We start from the raw sequence: 23,082 nt of genomic DNA on the forward strand, positions 1-23,082 counted from the left end.
TCAGGTATAGTAACGATTGCAGGTGGACCAGGTATTGGCGGCCAGCCCGGCCGTCTTCATCACCTGGTCCTTGCGCTGGCGGACGTTGAAGGCGCTGGTGTAGCGGATCGTGTGATTGCGCAGCAGGCTGGTCCACACGATCGGCTGATAATCGTAGAAAACCTCGACGAACATCACCGCCGTGCCGCTGACGGCGCCGATCTGGTTGGCGGTGGGGCCGATGCCCGTGGGGGTATCGAGCACGCCGACCTTGGGCACGGATTTGATCTGGTCGCTCGGCGTGCTGCTGGCTTCGGTGCCGTCGGCGATGATGGCATTGCCGGCCGTGCGCGGTGCGCCATAGGTCGACGCAACATTCTTCATGCCATAGCAGCGCTGCCAGCGAATCCACTGGTTGGGAACGTCCTTGCCCCCGACGGATGTGGTGAGGGGGGCCACGGTGCGCGGTTCCACGCTCGATAGGATCACCCGCCCATGATCGGCGAATCTGGCGGCGGCGCCTACCTGCTTGGCGCCGATGAACAGTTCGTTGATGTCATATTCGTCGATGCTGTCGCGCACGCGTGCCGCGTTGTCGGCGGTCGTCATCGCGATCTGGCTGATGCGCAGATTGGCCATCACAAAATTGGCGGTTTCGATGCCGGTAAGGCCCAGCAGCAGCACCGGCGGAATGCACAGCGCGAATTCCACCATGGCGATACCGCTTATGTCCTGGCGAAGGGATTTCTTAGGCATCGGGGCATTTTTCCAATGGCACGGTTTGCGATGCGAACGGCTGGTTTCGCAGGACGGTGCTTGATGTCACCGTTTCCGTGGGGGAAAATCCGAAAATCTTGACCAGCGGCACGATCCGCTGGAACGTCGCCGTGACCTTGTAATAGACGATGTCATCGGATCCGCCGAGGCCGTTGCGGCCGGCAATGGCATCGCGAATGCCGTTCCCGTTCAGATCTTCGAAGCAGTCGTTCGCATCGTCCACGCCGGTCGGCGCGCGATCCTTCGTCCGCTTTTCCCGGCGGCCGATGCCGGAATATTCGTAATAATTGGTCTTTTCGATTTCGATGCCCACCTGCCCGGAAAACTCTTGCAACTGGCTGGTGATATAGGTGTCGACCTGATCGGACGTGACGCCGCCCACCGTGGCCATGCGTGCGGCGCGGTGGACGGTGCCTTCCACCACCGATCCCAGATACATGCGATAGCCGAAATCGATGATGCCAAGCAGGATGGCAACCAGCGGCAGCGATACCAGCGCAAATTCGACCGCGGCGGCGCCCCGCCTGTCATCCCGCAGGCGGCGGACAAGGCGGATCATTGGGTCAGCCTCAACGAACCGATATTCTTGCCGATTTCCACGAATTTGGCGATCAGTTCGGCCTGGTTCGAGGACCGCGATACCTGGGTCGGGCTGGTCGCACATTCCTTCAGCGCGGCGCTGGGATCGAGCGACGCATGGAAACTGATGACCCAGATCGACACGTTCTGCCGCTTGATCGCGTTGCAGATCATCTTGAAGCGCTGTTCGTGCCGCGCGGTCTGGCCGCTGGCCGAGGACGATCCTGTCACCCGCTGATCAAGCGTTTCGATGCCATATGCCGAATAGCTGTCGCTATTGGGTGCGATGCCGTCGTCGGTCAGGAAAATCAGGAAGCGGCTGACCGGCATGCTTTCGTAGGTTTCCGGGTTATCCGCCGAGAAAACGCCCGTCCGGGACAGCATTCTGCCACCCCAGAGCATGCCGATATCATGATAGGTGCCGCCAATCGTCTTGAGTGATTTGACGTAGGTTTCGAGATCGGCTTCGGTCCATTTTTTCAGGCGTTTCACCTCGGTCGGGCAGGCGACATAGGCTGCGCTGCCGCCCCTCGTGGCCATATATTCACCGCTGGTCGCAGTGGTGCTGCCGGCCGTGCGGTTATAGCTGACTTCCGGCCAGAACGGCTTCCATTTGGTATCCTTGTCGTTCGTCGGGACCATATCGATGTTCAGGTCGTAGGCGCCCGACGGGATCGAATAATCGGTGGACGTCGTAATCGTGGACAGCGTTTTGCGTTCCTCGATGCAGCCGGCCCAGGTCGAATTGGCGGTCGTACCCGGATCGCGCGTGGGCACCGGGGTGCTGGCGCCGGTCACATAGGTCGACAGATCATGGTTGGCCTTCTGATAGACCCAGGTGAATGTCCCGCCTGCGGACGTATCGTTGATGGTTACGCAGTCGCCGGTGGTGCTGTTCTTGCCGCCTGTTCGCGTCCAACTGCCGCCCAGCGTGTCGCATTGGGCCTTGGTTTTCCCCGTTGCGGTGTGGGAATATCTTCCGACTCGCGACTGATAATCCCAATTGTCGCTGGCAATATAGGTGCTGTTGATCGCGCGCACGACCTTGCCGACATTGACGTTGCTGGAATAGGGCACGATGCCATAACGCAATTGCAGCTTGGCGGCTTCCAGCTGGGCCTGCACCGGCGCCAGTTCCTTGTAGAGTGCCATCACCGCATTTTGCAGCGCGACGATCTTGGTGGTGCCGCCAAGGTCCTGGGCCATCGATCCGGTGACGTCGAGAACCAGCATGATATCGGTGTTCACGAAGTCCTGACGCGCATTGCATGTCACGGCGAGCGGCAGGTTTTCGAAACCGAACACCTGCATGATGGTTGTCGGGATCGTCGTTTCCGCGCTGACCAGAACGGTCGTCTTGTCCTTGCCTTCGGTGCCTTTGGCTCGGGTGTTGAGCGTGAAGGCAGCGGTCTTGAAAGTGCCCTGGGGGAAGTTGAAGTTGAAGAACTTCGCGGCTTCTTCCGTGACGGCCGTGTCGACGACGCCGGCGCTCATCGCGCGGCGGCCGGCAAGGGCTGCGGCGTCGCACGCCACCTGCATGCGCGCTTGTGCCGCATAGGCGCGGCTCAGATCGATACCGGAACCGATCAGGCAGAGGACGGGCAGGATCGCGGCAGCCACGATCATCAATACATTGCCGCGTGTATCGGCGCGCAGGCGGGCCATGAAGCCCGTCCGGCGGCGCCGCGCGTCCTTCGCCTTGCTCTCGATCGGCTGTACCATCTGATCGCCTCACCCCGGCGCCCCCACAGGCGCCCCATCGAACAGCCATGTCACAGAAGGGCTAATGGCTGCTGAAGTCGCATGGTTAACCAGACGTTGCTTCCGATTTTGCACAAGCTATGGAACGCCGAATGCTTCAGCCTGACGATCCCGAACGCGCGCTTGCGCTGGTCTATGCGCCGCAGAACCGGCGCACCGCGCTGGCGGTTTTGTGGCGGCTGGATGAACGGCTGGCGCAGGTGCTTGATAATGCCCACGAACCAATGATCCGCGCGATCCGGCTGGCGTGGTGGCGCGAGGCTTTGGAGGCGCTGGATACCCGTCCCGCGCCGGATGAGCCGCTGTTGCAGGATGTTGTCGCGCATGTGTTTCCGTACGGTATTACGGGCGCGGACCTTTCCGAACTGGAAGCGGGCTGGGCGGCTCTGGTGGATGTGCCGGCCGATCTTGGCGGGCACGCGGCGGCACGCGGGCCGGTGCTGTTCGCGCTGGCGGCGCGACTCGCCGGTGGCGCGGATGATGCCGCGCGGCTGGCCGATGCCGGCGAAGGCTGGGCCTTGATCGATCGGCTGGCGCGCGGCGACGGGGGCGATGGCGCGCCGGCCCTGCGCGCCCGCGCATTGTGTCTGCTCGAACGCGCCAGTGAAAGGCGGTGGCCGCGGGCTTTGCGCGCGCTGGGTGTTTTGACGGCGCTGGCGCTGCGCGATGCCCGCCCGGATGGGCTTGAAAGGCGGCGGCCGGGTTCGCCCGCGCGGATCTGGCGGGCGTTGGCGATGGGGGCGCTTGGCCGCTGACGTCTCTTTGGTTTAGGCTTTCTCCCCAAGGGGATATGGGGGAGGCATGGATGGGGCGGTTTCTGGCGGGCGTGGCATCTGCCCTCCTGTTCGCGGGGGCGGGCATTTTCTGGTGGAGCAGCGGCGACGCATCGGCCGATCCGATACCGGCGGCGCCGGTTGCCGCGGCGGCCGGCATCGGGGGCGATGAAGATCCCCCGCAGGCGAGCGCCGCCACACGCGAACAGCGCCGTTTTTCCCGTTACGACAAGGATAAGGACGGCCGCATCGTCCGCGACGAATATCTGGCATCGCGGCGCAAGGCGTTCGCGAAACTGGATCGCGATGGCGATGGCCGCCTGTCGTTCGAGGAATATGCGGTGAAGGCCGGCGAGAAATTCGCCAAGGCCGATGCCGACAAATCAGGCGTGCTCGACGCTGCCGAATTTGCCACCACCCGCGTTATTCGCAAGGCGCCGGCCCGGCCCAACTGCCCGCCGCCGCCCGCAGCCGATGCGGGCGACGAAGGGTAGGGGCCGGCGGGGGCGGATCAGGCCGTTTCGCCGATCCAGCCGGCCAGTGCGTCGCGGGCGCGCGCCGTGTACAGCAGCTTGCGATCGGCCTTCTTGGTCTTGCCCTTGCCTTCGATTGGCGGGAACAGCCCGAAATTGACGTTCATCGGCTGGAATGTTTCCGCTTCCGCCCCGCCGGTAATGTGGCTGAGCAGCGCACCCAGCGCGGTTTCCACCGGCGGCGACGCGATCTGGCGGCCTTCCAGCTCCGCCGTGGCAAAGCGCGCCGCCAGCAGGCCTACGGCGGCCGATTCGATATAGCCCTCGCACCCCGTGATCTGCCCGGCGAAGCGCACATGGGGCTGGCTCTTCAGCCGCAATTCGGCGTCGAGCAGGCGGGGCGAATTGATGAACGTGTTGCGGTGCAGCCCGCCCAGCCGCGCGAACTCGGCCTTTTCCAAACCCGGTATAGTGCGGAAAATGCGCACCTGTTCGGCATGTTTCAGCTTGGTCTGGAAACCGACGATGTTCCACAGCGTGCCCAGCGCATTATCCTGCCGCAGCTGCACCACGGCATAAGGCCAGCGGCCGGTGCGTGGATCATCGAGGCCGACCGGCTTCATCGGCCCGAAGCGCAGCGTTTCCACACCCCGTTCGGCCATCACCTCGATCGGCATGCAGCCGTCGAAATAGGGCGTGTTGGCTTCCCATTCCTTAAACGCGGTCTTTTCGCCGGTGCGCAGCGCGTCGATGAAGGCGAGATATTCGTCCTTGTTCATCGGGCAGTTGATATAATCCTTGCCGTCGCCCTTGTCCCAGCGGCTCTGGAACCAGGCGACATCCATGTCGATCGTGTCGCGATGGACGATCGGGGCCAGCGCGTCGAAGAAGGCCAGCGCCTCTTCGCCCGTTTCCGCCAGGATCGACGCGGCGAGCGGCGCTGCCGTCAGCGGGCCGGTGGCGATGATCGTCGGGCGGTCGGGCAGGGTATCGACCCGTTCGCGCACCAGTTCGATCCGTTCGTGGGCGGCCACCCGTTCGGTCACCGCCGCCGAAAAACCGTCGCGATCGACGGCCAGCGCCGATCCCGCCGGCACGCGATGCGCATCGGCGCAGGCCATGATCAGCGAATCCAGCGCGCGCAATTCGGCGTGGAGCAGGCCGACCGCATTGGCGTTGGCATCGTCCGAACGGAAGCTGTTGGAACAGACGAGTTCGGCCAGGTCGTCGGTCTTGTGCGCGGGGGTGCCTTCCACGCCGCGCATTTCGGAAAGGCGCACGCGGTGGCCGGCCTGGGCAAGCTGCCACGCGGCTTCGGATCCGGCGAGGCCGCCGCCGATGATGTGAATGTCGTGGTTCATGGCGAAGTGCGATAGAAGCATCCGCGCAGGGATGCGAGTGGGAGAAGGCCATGCTCGATCATGTTGGCATCGCGGTGACGGATATTGCGCGGTCGCGCGCCTTTTACACGGCGGCGTTGAACCCGCTCGGTATTGCGCTCCTGATGGACGTGCCCCCCGATGTCACCGAATCGGGCGGTGCCGCGATCGGCTTTGGCCGCGATGGCAAGCCGTTCTTCTGGATCGGCGATGGCGAACGCGTGGGGCAGGGCACCCACGTCGCTTTCGCGGTGCCCGATCGCGCGATGGTCGATGCGTTTTATGCGGCCGCGCTGGCGGCGGGCGGCACGGATCATGGCGCGCCGGGGCTGCGGCCGCATTATCATGCCGATTATTATGGCGCCTTCGTGCTCGATCCCGACGGCCACAATATCGAGGCCGTTTGCCACGGGCCGGCCTGATGCGGCTGTTCACCATCGGTTATCAGGGGGCGACGCAGGCCGGCCTGATCGCGGCGCTCGAGGCCGCCGGGGTTGAACAGGTGATCGACGTGCGCGCCGTCCCGCTGTCGCGCAAACCGGGCTTTTCCAAGAATGTGCTCGCTGCCGGGTTGAAGGACGCCGGCATCGGCTATGTCCATCTGAAGGCGCTCGGCACGCCACCGGCCGGCCGCGAAGCCGCGCACAAGGGGGATCACGCCACGCTTGCCCGCATCTATGCCGGCCAGCTCGACCTGCCCGAAGCGATCGTGCAGGCCGGCGAAATGCTGGCGCTGGCGGCGGAAAAGCCCAGCGCCCTGCTCTGCTTCGAACGCGATCCGGCCGAATGCCACCGCAGCCTGCTGGTCGCGGCGGTGGCCAGCGATGCCGAGGTGATCGATCTGTTTGCACAATAAGATACGAACCGGCCCGTTGAAATTGCCGGCCAGCGGGATCATTTCAGCCGCGCGGGCCGGGCCCCTCTGGCGATCGTGTTGATGCGGTCGCGATGTCGGACCGCATCGAGTGCGCTCGGTGCTGGTCGATAACGCGCCCGGATGGCCTGGCGTGATCGGCTGATCGGGCCATAGCCAAGGATTGTCCCAGATGACGAATGCCGCCGTTGGAATGCCCTGTCCCACCTGCCGTGTGCCGCTCGTGATGAGCGAACGCCAGGGGGTCGAAATCGATTATTGCCCGCAATGTCGTGGCGTCTGGCTCGATCGCGGCGAACTGGACAAGATCATCGAACGCAGCGGCCGGGATGCCCCGCAGGCCCAGCCCCAGCCGGCCGCGCCGGCGCAACCCACTCCGTGGGATACGCCGCGCGTGGTCGTCGGCCATGCGCCTGGCTACGGCCACAAGCATGGCTATCCCAAACGCCGCAAATCCTTCCTCGAAGAATTGTTCGACTGATCGGCAGGATGGTGCGCGCGGTGCGATCGGCCCGCGCGCCAACGCCGTTTATCGGGTCGTCGCGTATCGCGCCGGCCTGAAACGGCATTCATCACCTATTCAAGGCATCGGCCCTATGCCACAAGCCCATGCCGATGAAGACCTTAGTTCTGCCCTGCGTTGCGGGGGCCTTAGCCGCTACCACGCTGGCCGTTCCCGCCGAAGCGGGGCGCCGCGATCAGGATGCGGCGTTCGATGCCGTGCGCGCCGGCCGCAGCCAGCCGCTGCCGCAGCTTGAACGGCGCGTCTTGCCGCAGATCAGGGGCGACTATCTTGGCCGACCCGAATATGATCCCGGATCGAACATGTACCGTATGAAGTTCATGCGGAACGGTTCCGTGATATGGATCGATGTAGACGGGCGCACTGGGCAAATCCTCCGCCGTTCGGGAGAATGACTGAAATATGCGCGTACTGATCGTCGAGGACGAGCCGAATCTGGGTCGTCAGCTCCGCGCCACGCTCGAAGGGGCGGGCTATGCGGTCGATCTCGCCACCGATGGCGAGGATGGCCATTTTCTTGGCATGACCGAAAATTATGACGCGATCATCCTCGATCTCGGCCTGCCCAAGCTCGACGGGCTGACCGTGCTCGATCGCTGGCGCAAGGAAGGCAAGGAAATGCCCGTCCTCGTGCTCACCGCGCGCGATAGCTGGTCGGACAAGGTGGCCGGGCTGGATGCCGGGGCTGACGATTATCTCGCCAAGCCGTTCCAGACCGAAGAACTGATCGCCCGTCTGCGCGCGCTGATCCGCCGCGCTTCGGGCAATGCCTCGTCCGAACTCACCGCCGGCGATGTCCGCCTCGACACGCGTTCGGGCAAGGTGACGCTGGCCGGCGAACCGGTGAAGATGACGGCGCAGGAATATAAGCTGCTGTCCTATCTGATGCACCACAAGGGCAAGGTGGTCAGCCGCACCGAACTGATCGAACATATTTACGATCAGGATTTCGATCGCGATTCGAACACGATCGAAGTGTTCGTCACCCGCATCCGCAAGAAGCTCGGACAGGATGTCATCACCACCATCCGCGGTCTTGGCTACAGTCTTGAAGACCCGGACGCCTGAGCGTCCGGTCTGGCTCGCGTCCGTCATCCCTGCTTGCGCGGGGATGACGTATAAGGCGTCCCGGTGAACGACCAACCCGCACCATCGTCGGCGTCCGAAACGCCGCCCCGTTTGCGTCTGCCGGCCTTTTTGCGGCTGGTGCGCGCACGGTTGCGGCCGCCGCCGGCCACCGCGCGGTCCACCGGGTCGCTCACCCGCCGGATGATCGGCATTTCGGCGCTGTGGATTTTCGTGCTGCTGGTCGGCGGCGGCCTGGCGCTGGATCGCGTGCTGACGACCGCGATCACCCGCAATTTCGATGCCCAGCTCGAATATGTGCTGACGGCGATGATCGCCTCGTCGGAAATCGGCCCGGATGGCGAAGTGCGGTTCAACCGGCCACTGGCTGACCAGCGCTTCCTCGAACCCTATTCGGGGCTATATTACCAGATCAGCGGGCGCGGATATGAAACCTTCCGTTCGCGGTCCTTGTGGGATCGCGCGTTGAACGTGAAGGCGCCACGCCGCGATGATGCGATCGAGGTATATGACAGCCGCGAATTTGCCGATGAACCGCTGCGTGTCCTGGAACGCGACATCCGTCTGCCGGGATCACAGATCCGCTGGCGGTTTCAGGTGGCGCAGGGCCGCGCCGTGCTCGACGATCAGATCGCCACCTTGCGCCGCACGCTCGTTCGCGCCTTTGCCCTGCTGGGCCTTGGCCTGATCGTCGCGTCGGCGTTGCAGGCCACTTATGGCCTGTGGCCGCTGCGCAAGATCAGGCGCGGCATTTCGGCGGTGCGCGCCGGCCAGATTTCGCGGATCGACGATGCCCTGCCCAATGAAATCGCGCCGATGGTGGAGGAATTGAACGCGCTGCTCGCCCACAATGAAAAACAGGCCGAAGAAGCGCGGCGCCATGCGGGCAATCTGGCCCATGCGCTCAAGACCCCGCTCACCGTGATCATGAACGAGGCGACCGCGAACAGCCCCGATCTGCAGGCGACCATCGTGCGCGAGGCGACGACGATGCGCCGTCAGGTCGATCACCATCTCGCCCGCGCCCGTGCGGTCGGGCGGCGCGGATCGATGCAAAGCCGTTCGGAAGTGTGGCCGGCGCTCAAGGCGGTCGAACGCGCGGTGTCGCGGCTGCATCGCCATGCCACGGTCGATCTGGCCGGGGTCAAGGATGCGGTCGTTCATGTCGAGCATCAGGATCTGGAAGAGATGCTCGGCAACCTGATCGAAAACGCCGCCAAATATGGCAGCGGCCGGGTGTTCGTGGAGGTGAAGCGCGACGCGGGCTTCATCGAAATCATCGTGGAGGATGACGGCCCCGGCATTTCCGAGGCGGATCGCCGCAAATTGTTCGAACGCGGCGCCCGGCTCGACAGCGGCAAGCCGGGCACCGGCCTCGGCCTTGCCATCGTCCGCGATGTCGTCGAAATCTACGAAGGCACGATCAGCCTTGAGGAAAGCGAGGATCTGGGCGGCCTGCTCGCGCGTCTGCGCCTGCCGGCGGCCGCCTGAACCGGCGCGTCAGCGCATCGAACTCGCGGCAACGAAGCGCGGTGCACGGACGACGGCGCCGCTGATCACCTTGGTGCGCATCTTGGCGCGCAACGCGATCGCGCCCTCGCTCGTCTGGCAGACGACACGGGTTCCTTCGGGGATCAGCGCTTCGATCGCGGTGGTCGCGATGTTGAGGGTGCGGCACGTGGTGGTCACGTCGGCGACGGTCGCGTTGAGGTTCATGGCGCGAGACATTGGATTCTCCTCCGTCGCTCGGACGGTATTCGCGGAATTACGATATCGGGAAAGGATTGGCCGCCGGATGCTGGGCGGCCAGGGTCACCGGCTATTTTTTGACGAGCGCGGAGTGCACCGGATCCTTGGTCGAAGGGTTGGAGGCATTGCCCTTGGGCGGGGCCTCTTTCTTCGGTTTTCGGGTTTCCTTGTTGCTCTTCATCTGGCCCTTGGCCATCTTTCGCTCCTCGACGGCGTTCGAGCCGCTTTGGCCAACGCGCTGATCCGGGATGGAGCAGAGACGCCATCATAGTCCTGGTTGGCCAATATGGCCAGCCCGCATCCCGGCGACGGCCTGTCCTGGGTTCCTGTCTGGCGTGTGTTCGCGTCATCCCGTCCAAACGGACTAGGACCATGCTGGCCGGCTGACGTAGGCTGGCCGGGATGACCGGGAAAACCGGCAGTTATGGAAAGGATGACCGGATGGCCGATTACCAGATGCTGATCGATGGCGCGCTGACCGATGGGTCGCAGGCGCTCGATGTCGTAAACCCCGCCACGGGCGCGCCGTTCACCACCGTCGCCCGCGCGACCGAGGCCGATATGCTGCGCGCGATCGCGGCGGCAAAGGCTGCACAGCCGGGCTGGGCGGCAAAGCCGCTGGCCGAACGTCAGGCAGCCCTCGTCCGGCTGGCCGATGCGATCGACGCGAATGCCGCCGATCTCGCCCGCAATCTCGTGATGGAACAGGGCAAGCCGCTCGAACAGGCGCAGGCCGAAACCGCTTATGCCGCCATTTTCCTGCGTCATTTCGCCACCCAGTCGCTCGAACCGGAAACCGTGCAGGATGATGCGGATTTCCACATCCAGACGCATTATCGTCCGCTTGGCGTGGTCGCGGGGATCACGCCGTGGAATTTCCCGCTGCTGATCGGCTGCTACAAGCTCGCCCCCGCCGTGCTGCTGGGCAACAGCTTCATCTGGAAGGCCGCGCCCACCACGCCCGTCACCGCGCTGATGATCGCCAAACTGGCCAAGGACATCTTCCCCGCCGGTGTCGTCAACGTGCTGGTCGACAAGAATGATCTGGGCCAGGTGCTGACCACGCATCCCGATGTCGCCAAGATCAGCTTCACCGGCTCCACCCCCACCGGCCGCAAGGTGATGGAGGCATCGGCCTCGTCCCTGAAGCGCCTGACCCTGGAACTCGGCGGCAATGATGCGGGCATCGTCCTGCCCGACGCGGATATCGCCAAGACCGCGCAGCGTGTGGCCGGCAGCGCGTTCAACAATGCGGGCCAAGTCTGCATCGCGCTCAAGCGGCTCTACGTCCACCGTTCGATCTACGAAGAAATGTGCGACGCGCTGGCAACCGAAGTGGCGCAATATGCGCTGGGCGATGGCCTTGAACAGGGCACCCGCGTCGGCCCGCTGCAGAACGCCCAGCAATATGAAAAGGCCAAGACCTATCTTGCGGCCGCCCATGCCGATGGCAAGGTGATTGCCGGCGGCAAGGCGCGCGACGGCGGCGGCTATTTCATCGAACCGACGCTGGTGCGCGACATCGCCGAAGGCTCGAAGCTGGTCGACGAAGAACAGTTCGCGCCGATCCTGCCGGTGATCGCCTATGACGATCCGGCCGACGTGATCGCGCGCGCCAACGCGTCCGAATATGGGCTGGGCGGATCGGTCTGGTCGCAAGACGTCAATGCCGCCCTTGATGTTGCCGCGCAGATCGAAAGCGGCACGGTGTGGATCAACCACCACACCCATTTCGGCCCGCTGATCCCGTTCGGCGGGGCCAAGCAATCGGGCCTCGGCGTGGAATTCGGCAAGGAAGGCCTCACCGAATTTGCCCAGCGCACCGTGGTCAGCGTGATGCGGCAGTAAGCCTTGCCCTTATCCCCTCCCTATCAAGGGAGGGGATAAGGAGTGGGTCGCGACGAACCCTTGCCGCGCGCGGCATCGAAGCTGCGCTTTTGGGCATCCGGCCGATCGGCGCCGCTCGCCAGCAAGAGAGGTGAGAAAAGCCTCCGTCACCCCCGCGCAGGCGGGGATACATAAACGCGGCGTTGCAAGATCCGCACCAGTAAAGGATATGGATTCCCGCCTGCGCGGGAATGACGGTTTATGCGCCGGGCGAGCATCTGTTTCGCGTCAATTCCCTGATCAGCGACCGAACAAAAAAAGGCGGCCCCGCAGGACCGCCCTTTTTGTCACAACGATGGGGCGTGCTTACGCCTTGTTGTGGATCGCCGCTGCCGCGCGGAGGATGTCGAGGATCTTGTCCTGCGCCGCCAGTTCGTCGGTCTGTTCCATCGCGCCCAGTTCGCGGGCGAGGCGGCTGGTGGCCGCTTCGAAGATCTGGCGTTCGGAATAGCTCTGTTCGGGCTGATCGTCGGCCCGGAACAGATCGCGCACCACTTCGGCGATCGACACGAGGTCGCCCGAATTGATCTTCGCTTCATATTCCTGTGCGCGGCGCGACCACATCGTGCGCTTGATCTTGGGCTTGCCCTTCAGCGTCTGCAGCGCTTCCTGCAAGGTCACGTTGGACGACAATTTGCGCATGCCAACGGCTTCGGCCTTGTTGGTCGGTACGCGCAGCGTCATGCGTTCTTTTTCGAAACGGAGAACGTAGAGTTCCAGCTTGGCGCCAGCAATTTCCTGGCTTTGCAGTTCGACCACACGGCCAACGCCGTGCTTTGGGTACACCACATAATCGCCGACAACGAAGCTCAGCGCCTTGGCAGCCATCAATTTCGACCTTTCTCTGGAAATGCCGCGAAACCCTGCCCAGTCACGACTCCATCATTGGATTCGCGCCAAGCAGCGGTAAACGTCGGCAAATTCATGCGTCCCGAACGGAGATGCGTGTACAACCGCATCCATCGCGTGGATTGTAACAGATTCGCCAGAAAAAGGCCAGCACTGCGGACAACACTGTCAGCAGGGGCCTTCCGCGCTGCGCAAATGCGTCGCTACGGCAGGGCCGGGCTTAGTCGCCCTGGCCGGGTTCCGCCGAGAAATATTTCTCGAACTTGCCGTCTTCACCCTTATGCTCGTCGGCATCGGCCGGGGCATCGCCCTTGCGGGTGATGTTGGGCCATTGCGCCGAAAAGGTGCTGTTCAGTTCCAGCCACTTTTCCAGGCCGCCTTCGGTGTCGGGCAGGATCGCTTCGGCCGGGCATTCCGGTTCGCAGACGCCGCAGTCGATGCACTCGCTCGGGTTGATGACGAGCATGTTCTCGCCTTCATAGAAGCAGTCGACCGGGCAAACTTCGACACAGTCCATATACTTGCAGCGGATGCAGGCATCGGTGACGACGTAGGTCATGGTCGGTACTCTCTATCTTCGAACGCCGGCCCTGCTATGGCGCGCGCGGCCCCCCGTCAATATTTCCCGTGCATCTGCGAGACGTTCTTAATTGCCGCTGCTGTGCGGCTCCGGGGCGGGGGACAGGTCGGTATAGCATATTCGGGCTTGTGGGGCCGGGCCGCGCCGTTCGGGAATGGCCTCGATCCGGATCACGCGAACCCGCCCGTTGAGCGGGAAGGTCAGCACCTCCCCGACGCGGACCAGCCCATGCGCGCGTTCGATAATCCGTCCCGAAGCCCGCATCCGCCCGGTGGTGATGATCGCCTGCGCCAGGCTGCGCGTTTTCGTAAGCCGGACGAACCACAGATATTTGTCGATGCGAATCGCGTCACTCATCGGCGCGGATCGCGGCCAGCGCGGCGAAGGCGTTGCCGGGCCGCGCCGGTTCGGGCCGGCGGGGGCGGCGTGCGCCGCGCCAAGTCCAGCGCGGGGCGGCGTTGGCGGTTGCCTCGCTTGGCCGGAATCCCAGGGCCAGCATAAGTTGCGCAAAGCTGGCCGGGCGCAGGCCAAGCGACGTCGCCAGCGCCGGATCGGGTGCGAACGCGCCGCGCCCTCTTTCCGTTTCGCTCATCCGCCGGTCATGCGCGATGCGGGCAAGCCGTTCGGCAAGGTCGACCCGCAGCATCTGCGCGCCAAGCGGCCGGTATCCGGCGCGGGCGAAGGCGGCGAACGCGTCGCCATCGGCTGGTGTCGGCAGCGCGGCGGCGCCGGTGGGCGGCAGCGCCGGCATCACCCCATTGTCGAACGCGGCGGCCAGCGCCAGCCGCCAGCGCACCGGTTCGGGTTTCAGCAGCGCCGGAATATAGATGTCGAGCGTGCCGAGCTTCAGCCCCGCCTTGGCCGCTTTCTGGCGCATGTCGCGGTCGACGCCGGCGATGGCCGCGTCCAGCGGCTGGCGCGGGGCGATCCCGCCGGCTTCGGCCAGCGGCGCGTAAAGGCCGCGCAGGGGCGGCGGGACTGTGGGATCGCGCGCGGCGGTCTGGATCGCGGCCAGCGGTTTCAGGACGCGATCGACTTCGAAGGCGATCCAGCGGGCGAGCCGTTCGGCCACGGCCTTGCGATCATCGGGGGCCAGCGCGTCGAGCGCCTTGTACAGCGCGATCCGCGGGGTCAGCAGGTCGCGCCCGCGTTCCAGCCGCGCGACGATATCGCCCCGCCAGAAAATCGCGACGGGGCGGCCCGCATCGGTATCGAGGCTGAACGCCGGGTCGCCGTCGGCTGCCAGCAGCTTCGCTCGCCGCGCCAGTTCGCCGCCCAGCCGCCGTTCGGCCGCCGCCATCAGCCGTTTCATATCGTGGTGGCGCGCCAGGTGATCCGCCTTGAACCGGAACCCTTCCAGCCGGCCGATCGTCTCGCCGTCGACCGCGACCGCGCCGTCTTCGGCCACCGTTACCGGCAGGGCATCCACGCCGCGCGCGCCCAGATCGCGCATCAGCACCGCGGTCCGCCGGTCGACGAAGCGCTGTGTCAGTTTCTGGTGGAGCGCGTCGGACAGTTTTTCTTCGAGCAGGCGGGTGCGTTCGGCCCATTTCGCCTGGTCGGCCAGCCAGTCGGCGCGGTGGGCGATATAGGCCCAGGTCCGGGCCGCCGCGATTCGGTCGGCCAGCGTTTCGACGTCGCCCTGCACACTATCGAGCCGGGCGATCTCGTCGGCAAACCATGGCGCGGGGATATGGCCGGTGCCTTCGCTCAGATGGCGGAAGATCCTGGCGACCAGCCGGCTGTGCGGTTCGGCCCCGGTCTTGCGGAAATCGGGCAGGCCGCACGCCGCCCACAGCCGTTTGACGAGTGTTGCGCCGCGTGCACGGTCGCGCACCCAGCTTTCTTCCGTCAGGCGGCGCAGCACCGCCAGGTCCACCGCTTCCGGGGCCATGCGCAGCACGGGCGATTGCGGCCGCCGTTCCAGTGAACCGGTCAGCGCATCGATGCTGTGGAAATCGGGCGCGCCGTTGCGCCAGTACAGAAAGTCGAGCGGGGGGAAATGGTGATGCTCGATCGCGTCGATCTCTTCTTCCTCGAAACCGCCGCGCCCGCCTTCCACCGCCAGCGTGCCGAAGGTGCCGTCGCGCTGGTGCCGCCCGGCGCGCCCGGCGATCTGCGCCATTTCCGAAACCGTCAGCCGCCGCGCCCGCTTGCCATCGAATTTGCGCAAGCTCGCGAAGGCGACATGGGCGACATCCATATTCAGGCCCATGCCGATCGCGTCGGTGGCGACGAGATAATCGACCTCGCCGGCCTGGAACATCGCCACCTGCGCGTTCCGTGTGCGTGGGGAAAGCGCGCCCATCACCACGGCGGCGCCCCCGCGCAGCCGGCGCAGCATTTCGGCGACGGCGTAAACCTCCTCGGACGAGAAAGCGACGATCACCGATCGCGGCGGCAGGCGCGAAAGCTTGGCCGGCCCTGCATAAGTGAGCGTCGAAAAGCGCGGTCGGCCGATGATTTCGGCATCGGGCACCAGTTGGCGCAGCATCGGCCGCAGCGTTTCCGATCCCAGGATCATCGTTTCGTCGCGGCCGCGTGCGCGCAGCAGGCGATCGGTGAAGACATGGCCGCGTTCGGGGTCCGCGCCCAGTTGCGCTTCGTCCAGCGCCACGAACGCGAATTCGCGGTCGATCGGCATGGATTCGGCGGTGCAGCAGAACCAGCGGGCATGTTCGGGAAGGATCTTTTCCTCGCCGGTGATCAGCGCCACCCGTTCCGGCCCCTTGATCGCGACCACCCGTTCATACACTTCGCGGGCCAGCAGGCGCAGGGGAAAGCCGATCGCGCCACTGGAATGGCCGCACATCCGCTCGATCGCGAGATGGGTTTTGCCCGTGTTGGTCGGGCCAAGGACGGCGACGACCGGTGAGGCAGTGAGGCGCGACATGCCGCCAAGATCGCCTCGCGGGCCGACAAAAACAAGGGGATAGAAGTTCCCGCCGGGTGGTGCGGTTTGTCCCGTTCGTCCCCCGGCTCGCCGCAGCGGGCCGCGAGAAGGCCGGCCTTTAATTTGACTTTAACCCCGATTGGCCAGAGTCCATGGCTCGAACGCATGCGCGATGTAAGCGTGACGGCGGGATTTCGTAACAGCGGCGGGGGCAGCTAGCCTTGTATCAGCGGGACGATGCCGGTTTCGGCCATGGTGGCGGTGCTGCGGCGCTGGTGCCGGGTGGCGGGCTGCGTCGGTCCTTCGGTGTCGCCCCTTCGGTCGAACCCATCCTCACCGGCTGGCGCGCGGCGATCCACGATCTTGATCTGGTGGTCGATCTCGGTTCGCGTCTGGGCACCCGCGAATGGTTTCGTGGGCTGGCCACCTGCCTGGCGCTGTGCGCTGCGCCGATCGCTTTCTTTCCGGATTTCGGGCCGATCCGCGGGGCCGCGCCGGCGCCGATGGCCGAAAGCCAGTGGCAACAGGCGCGCGCGCTGGCGATCACCCCGCTGGGGCTGGGCGCTGATACGGGCCGCCGCATGGCGCCCACCGATGCCGCCGCACCGCTGGCCGATACACCCGAACGGCCGTCGATCGATCTCGTCGCCACGATCGGGCAGGGCGATGGCTTTGCCCGCGTGCTCGAACGCGCCGGGGTCGCCAAGGCCGAGGCGCAGGATGTTGCCCGCATGGTATCCGGCGCGGTCAGCCTGGATGGCATCCGCCCCGGCACGCGCATGGATGTCACGCTGGGCCGCCGCGCCAGCAAGGCATCGGCCCGTCCGCTCGATCATCTCTTGTTCCGCGCCCGCTTCGATCTCAAACTGGGGGTCGAACGGGTGGGTGGCCGCCTCGTGCTCAAGCGCATTCCGATCGCGGTGGATGATACGCCGCTGCGGATCCAGGGTGTCGTCGGCTCCAGCCTGTACCGGGCTGCCCGCGCCAGCGGCGCGCCGGCGGGCGCGGTCGAATCCTATCTCCGCGCGATCGGTAGCCGCATGTCGATCGGCCGGGATGTCCGGTCCAGCGATCGGTTCGACATCATCGTCGAACAGCGCCGCGCCGAAACCGGCGAGGTGGAAATCGGCAAGCTGCTTTATGCCGGGCTGGATCAGGGCCGGCGCCAGACGCGGCTGCTGCAATGGACCAGCGGCGGCAGCACTCAATGGTATGAAGCCTCGGGCGTCGGCGAAACGCGTGGCGTGATGCGCCAGCCCGTTTCCGGGCGGATGACATCGGGTTTCGGCATGCGCCGCCATCCGTTGCTGGGCTATAGCCGCCTGCACAAAGGGCTGGATTTCGGCGCGGCTTATGGTTCGCCGATCGTGGCCGCCACCGACGGCATCGTCGCCATTGCCGGCTGGCATGGCGGACATGGCAAATATGTGAAGATCAACCATGCCGGCGGCATGGGCACGGGATACGGCCATATGAGCCGCATCGTCGCCCGCGTTGGGCAGCGCGTCAGCCAAGGCCAGTTGATCGGCTATGTTGGGTCGACCGGCCTGTCGACCGGCCCGCACCTCCATTACGAAGTCTATAAGAACGGCGTGGCGATCAACCCGAAGTCGATCAGCTTCACCACCACGTCGCAACTGGCCGGCGCCGATCTCGCGCGCTTCCGGGCGACCTTGGGTCGGCTGCTGGCGGTCAAGCCGGGCGCCCCCGCCGCCCCCGTCGCCAAGCCCGAGGCCAGCGCCGAAGCAAAGCTGGCCGCAAAGGCCGCGCCCAAGAGCTAGGCGGTGCGGGCAAGCGGCCATCCTTCTCCCCTCCCTGGAAGGGAGGGGTCGGGGGTGGGTCGCGAGCGGAGCGAGCTTCCTCGGCCTATGCGCTGATCGCCTACGGCGACACCCATCCCCAGCCCCTCCCTTCCAGGGAGGGGAGGAGGAAGCGCTGGCGTCCACTCCCCCGGCCTTCCAGCCATCCGGCCGATCAACCAGCCTTCCCGATAGCCGACGATCCTTCAGGCCGGCATGATCCGCGCCGTTCGGGCAGGGGTCAGCCCACCCGCTCCGCTGCTTCCTCGATCGCATCATAAACCCGGTCCAGTTCGGCCGGGCTGATGCAATAAGGCGGCAGCACATAAACGGTGTTGCCCATCGCGCGCAGCAGCAGGCCGCGATCCCGGAAGAAAGCGGTCAGTTTCGGGCCGAGCGCCGACAGATAATTGCCTTCAGCTACCGCATATTCCATCGCGGTGATCGTGCCCATCTGGCGCTTGGCTGCAATCCGCCCGCGTCCATCGATCCGGGCCAGCCGTTCCGCCTGCATCGCCGCCAGTGCCGTCACCCGTTCGGCCACCGGCTCGTCGCGCCAGATGGCGATGTTGGCGTTGGCCGCCGCACACGCCACCGGGTTGGCGGTGTAGCTCGATGAATGGAAGAACATCCGCGCGCGATCGTCCGAAAGGTGCGCGTCGAAGATCGCCGGCGTCGCCAGGGTCACCGCCAGCGGCAGCGCGCCGCCGGTCAGCCCCTTGGACAGGCACAGGATGTCGGGCGCGATCCCGGCCTGATCGCAGGCGAGCAGTGTGCCGGTGCGGCCCCAGCCGGTCATCACCTCGTCGGCGATGAACAATATGCCGTGCGCGGCGCAGATCGCGCGCATCCGCGCCAGTGTTTCGGCGCCGTAGAACAGCATCCCGCCGGCCCCCAGCACCAGCGGCTCGACGATGAACGCGGCGGGCTTTGCATCGGCGCGGCAGGCCGCCTCCAGCGCATCGAGGCTGGCCTGTTCGTGGCCGACGGCGGGGAAGGGGATCGTGCCGACATCGAACAGCAGCGGTTCATAGGCCCGGTTGTAAACGCCGCGCGCGCCCACCGACATCGCCCCGATCGTATCGCCATGATAGCCATGTTCCAGGACGAGGATGCGGTGGCGCGGTTCGCCCCGGTGCAGCCAGTATCCCAGCGCCATTTTCAGCGCGACTTCCACGCTGGTCGATCCGCTGTCGGAAAAGAACACATGCTCAAGGCCTGCGGGCGTGATGTCGACCAGCGCGCGCGCCAAGGTTTCGGCCGGTTCATGGGTCCACCCGGCGAAGATCAGCTGATCCAGCTGGTCGGTCTGTGCACGGATCGCGGCCTGGATGCGTGGTTCGCAATGGCCGTGGGTGATCACCCACCAGGATGATATCGCGTCGATCCATTCGCGTCCGTCCGCGCCGTACAGCGTGGCGCCCTGCGCCCGCGCGATCAGCGGGATTTCCTCGTTCAGCCCATGCTGGGTGAAGGCGTGCCAGACGGGCGAACTCATGCGAACGCCGCCGGATCGAAGCCGTCGGCAAAGGCCGCGGCCAGCGTGTCGGGGGTCAGCGGATCAAGGTGGGGCAGGCGGCCCAGTCGACGGACCTGGCCGATTGCGGCGATGGTCGCTTCATTATCCTCGTTCGCCGTCCCGATGAACGCGATCCCATGCACCGTGATGCCGCGCGCGCGCAGCGCTTCGATCGAACCCAGGCTGTGGTTGATCGTGCCAAGGCCGGTCCGCGCGCACAGGATCACCGGCAGGCCCCAGCGCGCGAAGATGTCGGCGAACAGGGTCTCGCGGTTCACCGGCACCAGCGGGCCGCCCGCGCCTTCGATCACCAGCGGGCCGGCGCAGGCGGGCGGGGCGAGCGCGTCGGCGTCGATCACCCGCCCTTCCAGTTCGGCGGCGCGGTGGGGTGAAAGCGGGTGGATCAGCCGGTGCGCTTCGGGCAGCACGGGGCGGCCGGCCAGCCGGGCGACGGTGGCGCTGTCGGTTTCTTCGTCCAGCCCGGCCTGCACCGGCTTCCAATAGGTCGCGGCCAGCGCCTGCGTCAGCCCGGCGGCGAAGATGGTCTTGCCGATGCCGGTGTCGGTGCCGGTGACGACGAAGCGGTTCATAGGCTGATGGTCCCGTAGGCGATGGTGTAGGTGACGGTGGCGCCCGCCGCTTCGAACGCGGCCATCGCGCGGCGCAGGGCGGGGGCGGCCACCGGCGGGCGGGCGGCGCGCGGGCGGTGCGCGCCGATCGCGCGCAGGCTTGCCAGGAACGCGCGGGCGTCGTGATGGGCCTCGCGCACGCTTTCCAGCTCCACGGTCGCGCCCATCGCGCGCAGGGCGTCCGCGCTGGGATAGGTGGCCATTGCCGCGCCGCTGCCGGTCGCCGTGCGGTGGGCGTCATCCCATTCGGCGAAGCTGCCTTCGGCCATCGTCGCGAAAGCCAGCGTGCCGCCGGGATTCAACAGCGCCGTCAGCCGCTCCAGCGCGGCGGGCAGATCGGTGAACCACTGGAACGCAAAGCTCGAACAGATCAGGTCAAACCGCCCGTCCACCGCCGGATGTTCGCCATCGACGACGGCATAGGCCACCTGTTGGATTGGGCCGATGCGCGCCGCGCACCGCTTCAGCATCGCCGGGGCGATGTCGGTCAGCAGCCAGTCGCCCTGCGGGATGCGGGCGATCAGCGCCTGCGAAAGCAGACCGGTGCCGCAGCCGATCTCCAATATGCGCAGGGGCCGGGGCAAGGGCAGCGCCGCGATCCGTTCGGCCAGCCGGGATGCCGCATAGGCCTGGACCCGCGCTGCCTCATCATAGGCGTCGGCCCCGTCGAACGCGCGTGCGACCGCGATGATCACGCCAGCGCCTTCAGCGTGTTGGATAAGGCGGTGATGTCTTCGGTTCCCACATTGAGTGTCAACGAGACCCTCAACCGCGATGTCCCCGCCGGCACCGTCGGCGGCCGGATGCCGCGCACGTCGAAGCCGTGGGCTTGCAGCGCCGCCGCCATCGCCATCGTCCGTCCGTCGTCACCGATGATGACGGGCACGATCTGCGATCCGCTCGCCGGCAATCCTTGCGCGCCGGCATGGGCGATCAGCGCCAGCAGTCGTTCGCGCCGTTCCGGCTCGTCGCGCAGGATCGCCAGCGATGCCCGCACCGCCGCCGCCATCAGCGGCGATGGCGCGGTCGAAAAAATGAAGCCGCGCCCGCGATTGACCAGATAGTCGGTCATCACCTTCGGCCCGCACACCAGCGCACCCTCGCAGCCCAGCGCCTTGCCGCAGGTGCGCAGGGTCAGCACATAATCGCGCCCCTCCAGTTCGGCGGCGAGGCCACGTCCGTCCTGGCCGAACACGCCGGTGGCATGCGCCTCGTCGATCAGCAGGAAGGCGTCCTCGCGTTCGGCCAGCGCCGCAAGGTCGGCGATCGGCGCGCTGTCGCCGTCCATGCTGTAGAGACTCTCGATCGCGATCCACACCCGGCCCTTGCCGCCGCGCGCGCGCCATCTTGTGATCGCATCGGCAAACGCGCCGACATCATTATGCGCCGCCGCCATCCGGTCGGCCCGCCCGCCACGCATCCCTTCATGGACGCTGGCATGGATCAGCGCGTCATAGACGACCAGATCGCCCCGCGTCGGCAGTGCGGCCAGCAGGGTCGCATTGGCGGTATATCCCGACGAGAAGTACAGCGCCGATTCGCTGCCGAAGAAGGCGGCGGCCTCGGCCTCCAGCGCCTCATGCTCGCTATGGTTGCCGCGCAGCAGGCGCGATCCGCCCGAACCCACGGGCACACCCCGCGCCACCGCCGCGTTGACCGATTCGGCCAGTGCGGACGATCCGGCCAGCCCCAGATAGTCGTTGGAAGCAAAGTCCCGGCCGGCGCGGGGAATAAGCCGGCGCAGCCGGTCACGGCTCGCGAGCGCGGCAAGGTCCGCGCGATGCTGGTCGAGGATCGCCATTGCCGGCGCGCCCTAGCCCAACCGGCGACGGCTTGCCAGCGCTGGCGGAATCGTGGCGGCGGTGCTTGACTCTGGCGACACCGGCCCATAAATGCTGGCCATCCCCAGAGAACGGTTCCGGCGGCGTTTCGGCGTGCGCCGTTTTTTCGTTCTTTGCGGGGTGCGTCGAGATGGAACGGGCAAGCCACCCGTTCTGTGGAGCAGGAGAAAAGTAAAGTGGCACGTATTGCGGGTGTTAACATCCCGACCAACAAGCGCGTTGAAATCGCGCTTACCTATATCCACGGCATTGGTCCGGCCAAAGCCAAGGAAATCACCGGCAAGCTGGGCATCGCCCGCGAGCGTCGCGTTCAGGACCTGTCGGACCAGGAAGTCCTGCAGATTCGCGAGGCGATCGACGCCGGCTATACCGTGGAAGGCGATCTTCGCCGCCAGGTGGCGATGAACATCAAGCGCCTGATGGACCTCGCTTGCTATCGTGGCCTGCGTCATCGCAAGGGCCTTCCGGTCCGTGGTCAGCGCACGCACACCAATGCGCGCACCCGCAAGGGCAAGGCCAAGCCGATCGCCGGCAAGAAGAAGTAATTCGTCCCGGACGAATTACTCCGCCGGAGGCAGGCTTCCGCTGGACAGCGCCCGATATGGGCATGGTCTGGCGGGCACCCCGGCGCCACGCAAGATTTAAGGTCAGGATTCATCCATGGCACGTGAACCGCAGCGTCTTCGCCGTCGCGAACGCAAGAACATCACCGCCGGCGTCGCCCATGTGAACGCCAGCTTCAACAACACCATGATCACCATCACCGATGCACAGGGCAATGCGATTGCCTGGTCGTCGGCAGGCATGATGGGCTTCAAGGGCAGCCGCAAGTCGACGCCTTACGCCGCGCAGGTCGCCGCCGAAGACGCTGGCAAGAAGGCGGCGGAACATGGCGTCCGCACCCTCGAAGTCGAAGTCAAGGGTCCCGGTTCGGGCCGTGAATCGGCGCTTCGTGCGCTGCAGGCGGTCGGTTTCCATATCACTTCGATCCGCGACGTGACGCCGATCCCGCACAACGGCGTGCGGCCTTCCAAGCGTCGCCGCGTCTGATTGTGCTTGGCGGGGGTCTTGATGGCCTCCGCCCCGAGTTTTCCGGCTGCCGCGGACGCGCGGTGGTCCAACCCCCAAGGGG

Annotated in this window: 26 protein-coding genes; 12 read left to right on the top strand and 14 right to left on the bottom strand. The window is 65.8% G+C overall.

Going from position 1 to position 23,082, the window contains the following annotated elements; all coding sequences use genetic code 11:
* Genes KC8_RS15920 through KC8_RS15930 form a run of 3 tightly spaced genes read right to left on the bottom strand, consistent with a single transcriptional unit; the run spans position 1 to position 3,057 of the window.
* A complete protein-coding gene (locus KC8_RS15920; RefSeq protein ID WP_029624309.1) occupies positions 1–735 on the bottom strand; it encodes a TadE/TadG family type IV pilus assembly protein in 735 nt (244 codons plus the stop codon).
* Positions 728–1,315: a TadE/TadG family type IV pilus assembly protein gene (locus KC8_RS15925; RefSeq protein WP_010123900.1), complete on the bottom strand. Its 588-nt coding sequence runs from the start codon at positions 1,313–1,315 to the stop codon at positions 728–730. The genes KC8_RS15920 and KC8_RS15925 overlap by 8 nt, the downstream gene beginning before the upstream one ends.
* A complete protein-coding gene (locus tag KC8_RS15930; RefSeq protein WP_010123898.1) occupies positions 1,312–3,057 on the bottom strand; it encodes a TadE/TadG family type IV pilus assembly protein in 1,746 nt (581 codons plus the stop codon). Before KC8_RS15930 ends, KC8_RS15925 begins: the two co-directional genes overlap by 4 nt.
* 131 nt (positions 3,058–3,188) lie before the next feature.
* Between KC8_RS15930 and KC8_RS15935 the strand changes: the two genes are divergently transcribed.
* Both KC8_RS15935 and KC8_RS15940 read left to right on the top strand, forming a co-directional pair.
* Complete coding sequence (locus KC8_RS15935) at positions 3,189–3,851, top strand: squalene/phytoene synthase family protein (RefSeq protein WP_037495429.1); 663 nt, start codon at positions 3,189–3,191, stop codon at positions 3,849–3,851.
* A 50-nt stretch (positions 3,852–3,901) separates the two neighbouring features.
* A complete protein-coding gene (locus KC8_RS15940; protein WP_010123895.1) occupies positions 3,902–4,363 on the top strand; it encodes an EF-hand domain-containing protein in 462 nt (153 codons plus the stop codon).
* A gap of 17 nt (positions 4,364–4,380) precedes the next feature.
* On the opposite strand, the gene trmFO is transcribed toward KC8_RS15940, so the two are convergent.
* Positions 4,381–5,703 (bottom strand): methylenetetrahydrofolate--tRNA-(uracil(54)-C(5))-methyltransferase (FADH(2)-oxidizing) TrmFO, encoded by a 1,323-nt coding sequence (trmFO, locus tag KC8_RS15945; RefSeq protein ID WP_010123894.1) that lies wholly within the window; start codon positions 5,701–5,703, stop codon positions 4,381–4,383.
* 50 nt (positions 5,704–5,753) lie between these two features.
* On the opposite strand from trmFO, the gene KC8_RS15950 reads away from it, so the two are divergent.
* The 6 genes from KC8_RS15950 to KC8_RS15975 all read left to right on the top strand — a co-directional run bounded on the left by KC8_RS15950 (position 5,754) and on the right by KC8_RS15975 (position 9,695).
* Positions 5,754–6,143 (top strand): VOC family protein, encoded by a 390-nt coding sequence (locus tag KC8_RS15950; protein ID WP_010123893.1) that lies wholly within the window; start codon positions 5,754–5,756, stop codon positions 6,141–6,143.
* Entirely contained in the window at positions 6,143–6,577 is a 435-nt protein-coding gene (locus KC8_RS15955; protein ID WP_010123891.1) for a DUF488 domain-containing protein, read from the top strand. The genes KC8_RS15950 and KC8_RS15955 overlap by 1 nt, the downstream gene beginning before the upstream one ends.
* A 190-nt stretch (positions 6,578–6,767) precedes the next feature.
* Complete coding sequence (locus KC8_RS15960) at positions 6,768–7,076, top strand: TFIIB-type zinc ribbon-containing protein (protein ID WP_010123890.1); 309 nt, start codon at positions 6,768–6,770, stop codon at positions 7,074–7,076.
* Positions 7,077–7,204: 128 nt separating this feature from the next.
* Positions 7,205–7,513 carry a hypothetical protein gene (locus KC8_RS15965; RefSeq protein ID WP_010123889.1) on the top strand — a complete coding sequence of 103 codons (309 nt, stop codon included), beginning with the start codon at positions 7,205–7,207 and terminating at the stop codon, positions 7,511–7,513.
* 7 nt (positions 7,514–7,520) lie between these two features.
* Positions 7,521–8,186: a response regulator transcription factor gene (locus KC8_RS15970; protein WP_010123888.1), complete on the top strand. Its 666-nt coding sequence runs from the start codon at positions 7,521–7,523 to the stop codon at positions 8,184–8,186.
* Between the two features lie 201 nt (positions 8,187–8,387).
* Entirely contained in the window at positions 8,388–9,695 is a 1,308-nt protein-coding gene (locus KC8_RS15975; RefSeq protein ID WP_010123885.1) for a sensor histidine kinase, read from the top strand.
* Positions 9,696–9,704: 9 nt separating this feature from the next.
* On the opposite strand, the gene KC8_RS15980 is transcribed toward KC8_RS15975, so the two are convergent.
* Both KC8_RS15980 and KC8_RS20545 read right to left on the bottom strand, forming a co-directional pair.
* Entirely contained in the window at positions 9,705–9,932 is a 228-nt protein-coding gene (locus KC8_RS15980) for a hypothetical protein (RefSeq protein ID WP_138956603.1), read from the bottom strand.
* Positions 9,933–10,023: 91 nt separating this feature from the next.
* Positions 10,024–10,149 (bottom strand): hypothetical protein, encoded by a 126-nt coding sequence (locus KC8_RS20545; RefSeq protein ID WP_257789631.1) that lies wholly within the window; start codon positions 10,147–10,149, stop codon positions 10,024–10,026.
* 245 nt (positions 10,150–10,394) lie between these two features.
* Here KC8_RS20545 and KC8_RS15985 point away from each other — a divergent pair, with 245 nt between their 5' ends.
* The gene (locus tag KC8_RS15985; protein WP_029624307.1) at positions 10,395–11,801 is read left to right on the top strand and encodes an aldehyde dehydrogenase family protein; all 1,407 of its coding nucleotides are present in this window, start codon (positions 10,395–10,397) and stop codon (positions 11,799–11,801) included.
* A 345-nt stretch (positions 11,802–12,146) separates the two neighbouring features.
* On the opposite strand, the gene KC8_RS15990 is transcribed toward KC8_RS15985, so the two are convergent.
* The 4 genes from KC8_RS15990 to KC8_RS16005 all read right to left on the bottom strand — a co-directional run bounded on the left by KC8_RS15990 (position 12,147) and on the right by KC8_RS16005 (position 16,162).
* Positions 12,147–12,668 carry a CarD family transcriptional regulator gene (locus KC8_RS15990; RefSeq protein WP_010123879.1) on the bottom strand — a complete coding sequence of 174 codons (522 nt, stop codon included), beginning with the start codon at positions 12,666–12,668 and terminating at the stop codon, positions 12,147–12,149.
* 241 nt (positions 12,669–12,909) lie between these two features.
* The gene (gene fdxA / locus KC8_RS15995) at positions 12,910–13,248 is read right to left on the bottom strand and encodes a ferredoxin FdxA (RefSeq protein ID WP_010123876.1); all 339 of its coding nucleotides are present in this window, start codon (positions 13,246–13,248) and stop codon (positions 12,910–12,912) included.
* A gap of 87 nt (positions 13,249–13,335) precedes the next feature.
* Complete coding sequence (locus KC8_RS16000) at positions 13,336–13,626, bottom strand: RNA-binding S4 domain-containing protein (RefSeq protein WP_010123873.1); 291 nt, start codon at positions 13,624–13,626, stop codon at positions 13,336–13,338.
* Positions 13,619–16,162 carry a helicase-related protein gene (locus KC8_RS16005; RefSeq protein WP_010123872.1) on the bottom strand — a complete coding sequence of 848 codons (2,544 nt, stop codon included), beginning with the start codon at positions 16,160–16,162 and terminating at the stop codon, positions 13,619–13,621. The genes KC8_RS16000 and KC8_RS16005 overlap by 8 nt, the downstream gene beginning before the upstream one ends.
* Positions 16,163–16,383: 221 nt before the next feature.
* On the opposite strand from KC8_RS16005, the gene KC8_RS16010 reads away from it, so the two are divergent.
* Complete coding sequence (locus tag KC8_RS16010) at positions 16,384–17,943, top strand: M23 family metallopeptidase (RefSeq protein WP_010123870.1); 1,560 nt, start codon at positions 16,384–16,386, stop codon at positions 17,941–17,943.
* A gap of 259 nt (positions 17,944–18,202) precedes the next feature.
* Here the strand turns inward: KC8_RS16010 and KC8_RS16015 are convergent, their stop codons facing one another.
* Genes KC8_RS16015 through KC8_RS16030 form a run of 4 tightly spaced genes read right to left on the bottom strand, consistent with a single transcriptional unit; the run spans position 18,203 to position 21,910 of the window.
* Positions 18,203–19,459, bottom strand: coding sequence for an adenosylmethionine--8-amino-7-oxononanoate transaminase (locus KC8_RS16015; protein ID WP_010123868.1), 1,257 nt, complete (start codon positions 19,457–19,459; stop codon positions 18,203–18,205).
* Positions 19,456–20,070, bottom strand: a complete 615-nt coding sequence (bioD, locus tag KC8_RS16020; protein WP_010123866.1) for a dethiobiotin synthase — start codon at positions 20,068–20,070, stop codon at positions 19,456–19,458. Before bioD ends, KC8_RS16015 begins: the two co-directional genes overlap by 4 nt.
* Positions 20,067–20,804, bottom strand: coding sequence for a methyltransferase (locus KC8_RS16025; protein ID WP_010123864.1), 738 nt, complete (start codon positions 20,802–20,804; stop codon positions 20,067–20,069). The genes bioD and KC8_RS16025 overlap by 4 nt, the downstream gene beginning before the upstream one ends.
* Complete coding sequence (locus tag KC8_RS16030; protein ID WP_010123862.1) at positions 20,801–21,910, bottom strand: 8-amino-7-oxononanoate synthase; 1,110 nt, start codon at positions 21,908–21,910, stop codon at positions 20,801–20,803. Before KC8_RS16030 ends, KC8_RS16025 begins: the two co-directional genes overlap by 4 nt.
* Before the next feature lie 216 nt (positions 21,911–22,126).
* Between KC8_RS16030 and rpsM the strand changes: the two genes are divergently transcribed.
* Both rpsM and rpsK read left to right on the top strand, forming a co-directional pair.
* Positions 22,127–22,495, top strand: coding sequence for a 30S ribosomal protein S13 (gene rpsM / locus KC8_RS16035; protein WP_010123861.1), 369 nt, complete (start codon positions 22,127–22,129; stop codon positions 22,493–22,495).
* Between the two features lie 115 nt (positions 22,496–22,610).
* A complete protein-coding gene (gene rpsK / locus KC8_RS16040; protein ID WP_010123860.1) occupies positions 22,611–23,000 on the top strand; it encodes a 30S ribosomal protein S11 in 390 nt (129 codons plus the stop codon).
* Positions 23,001–23,082: the final 82 nt, after the last annotated feature.

Origin of the sequence: Sphingomonas sp. KC8 (assembly GCF_002151445.1) — a bacterium.
Classification (GTDB): Bacteria; Pseudomonadota; Alphaproteobacteria; order Sphingomonadales; family Sphingomonadaceae; genus Sphingomonas_E.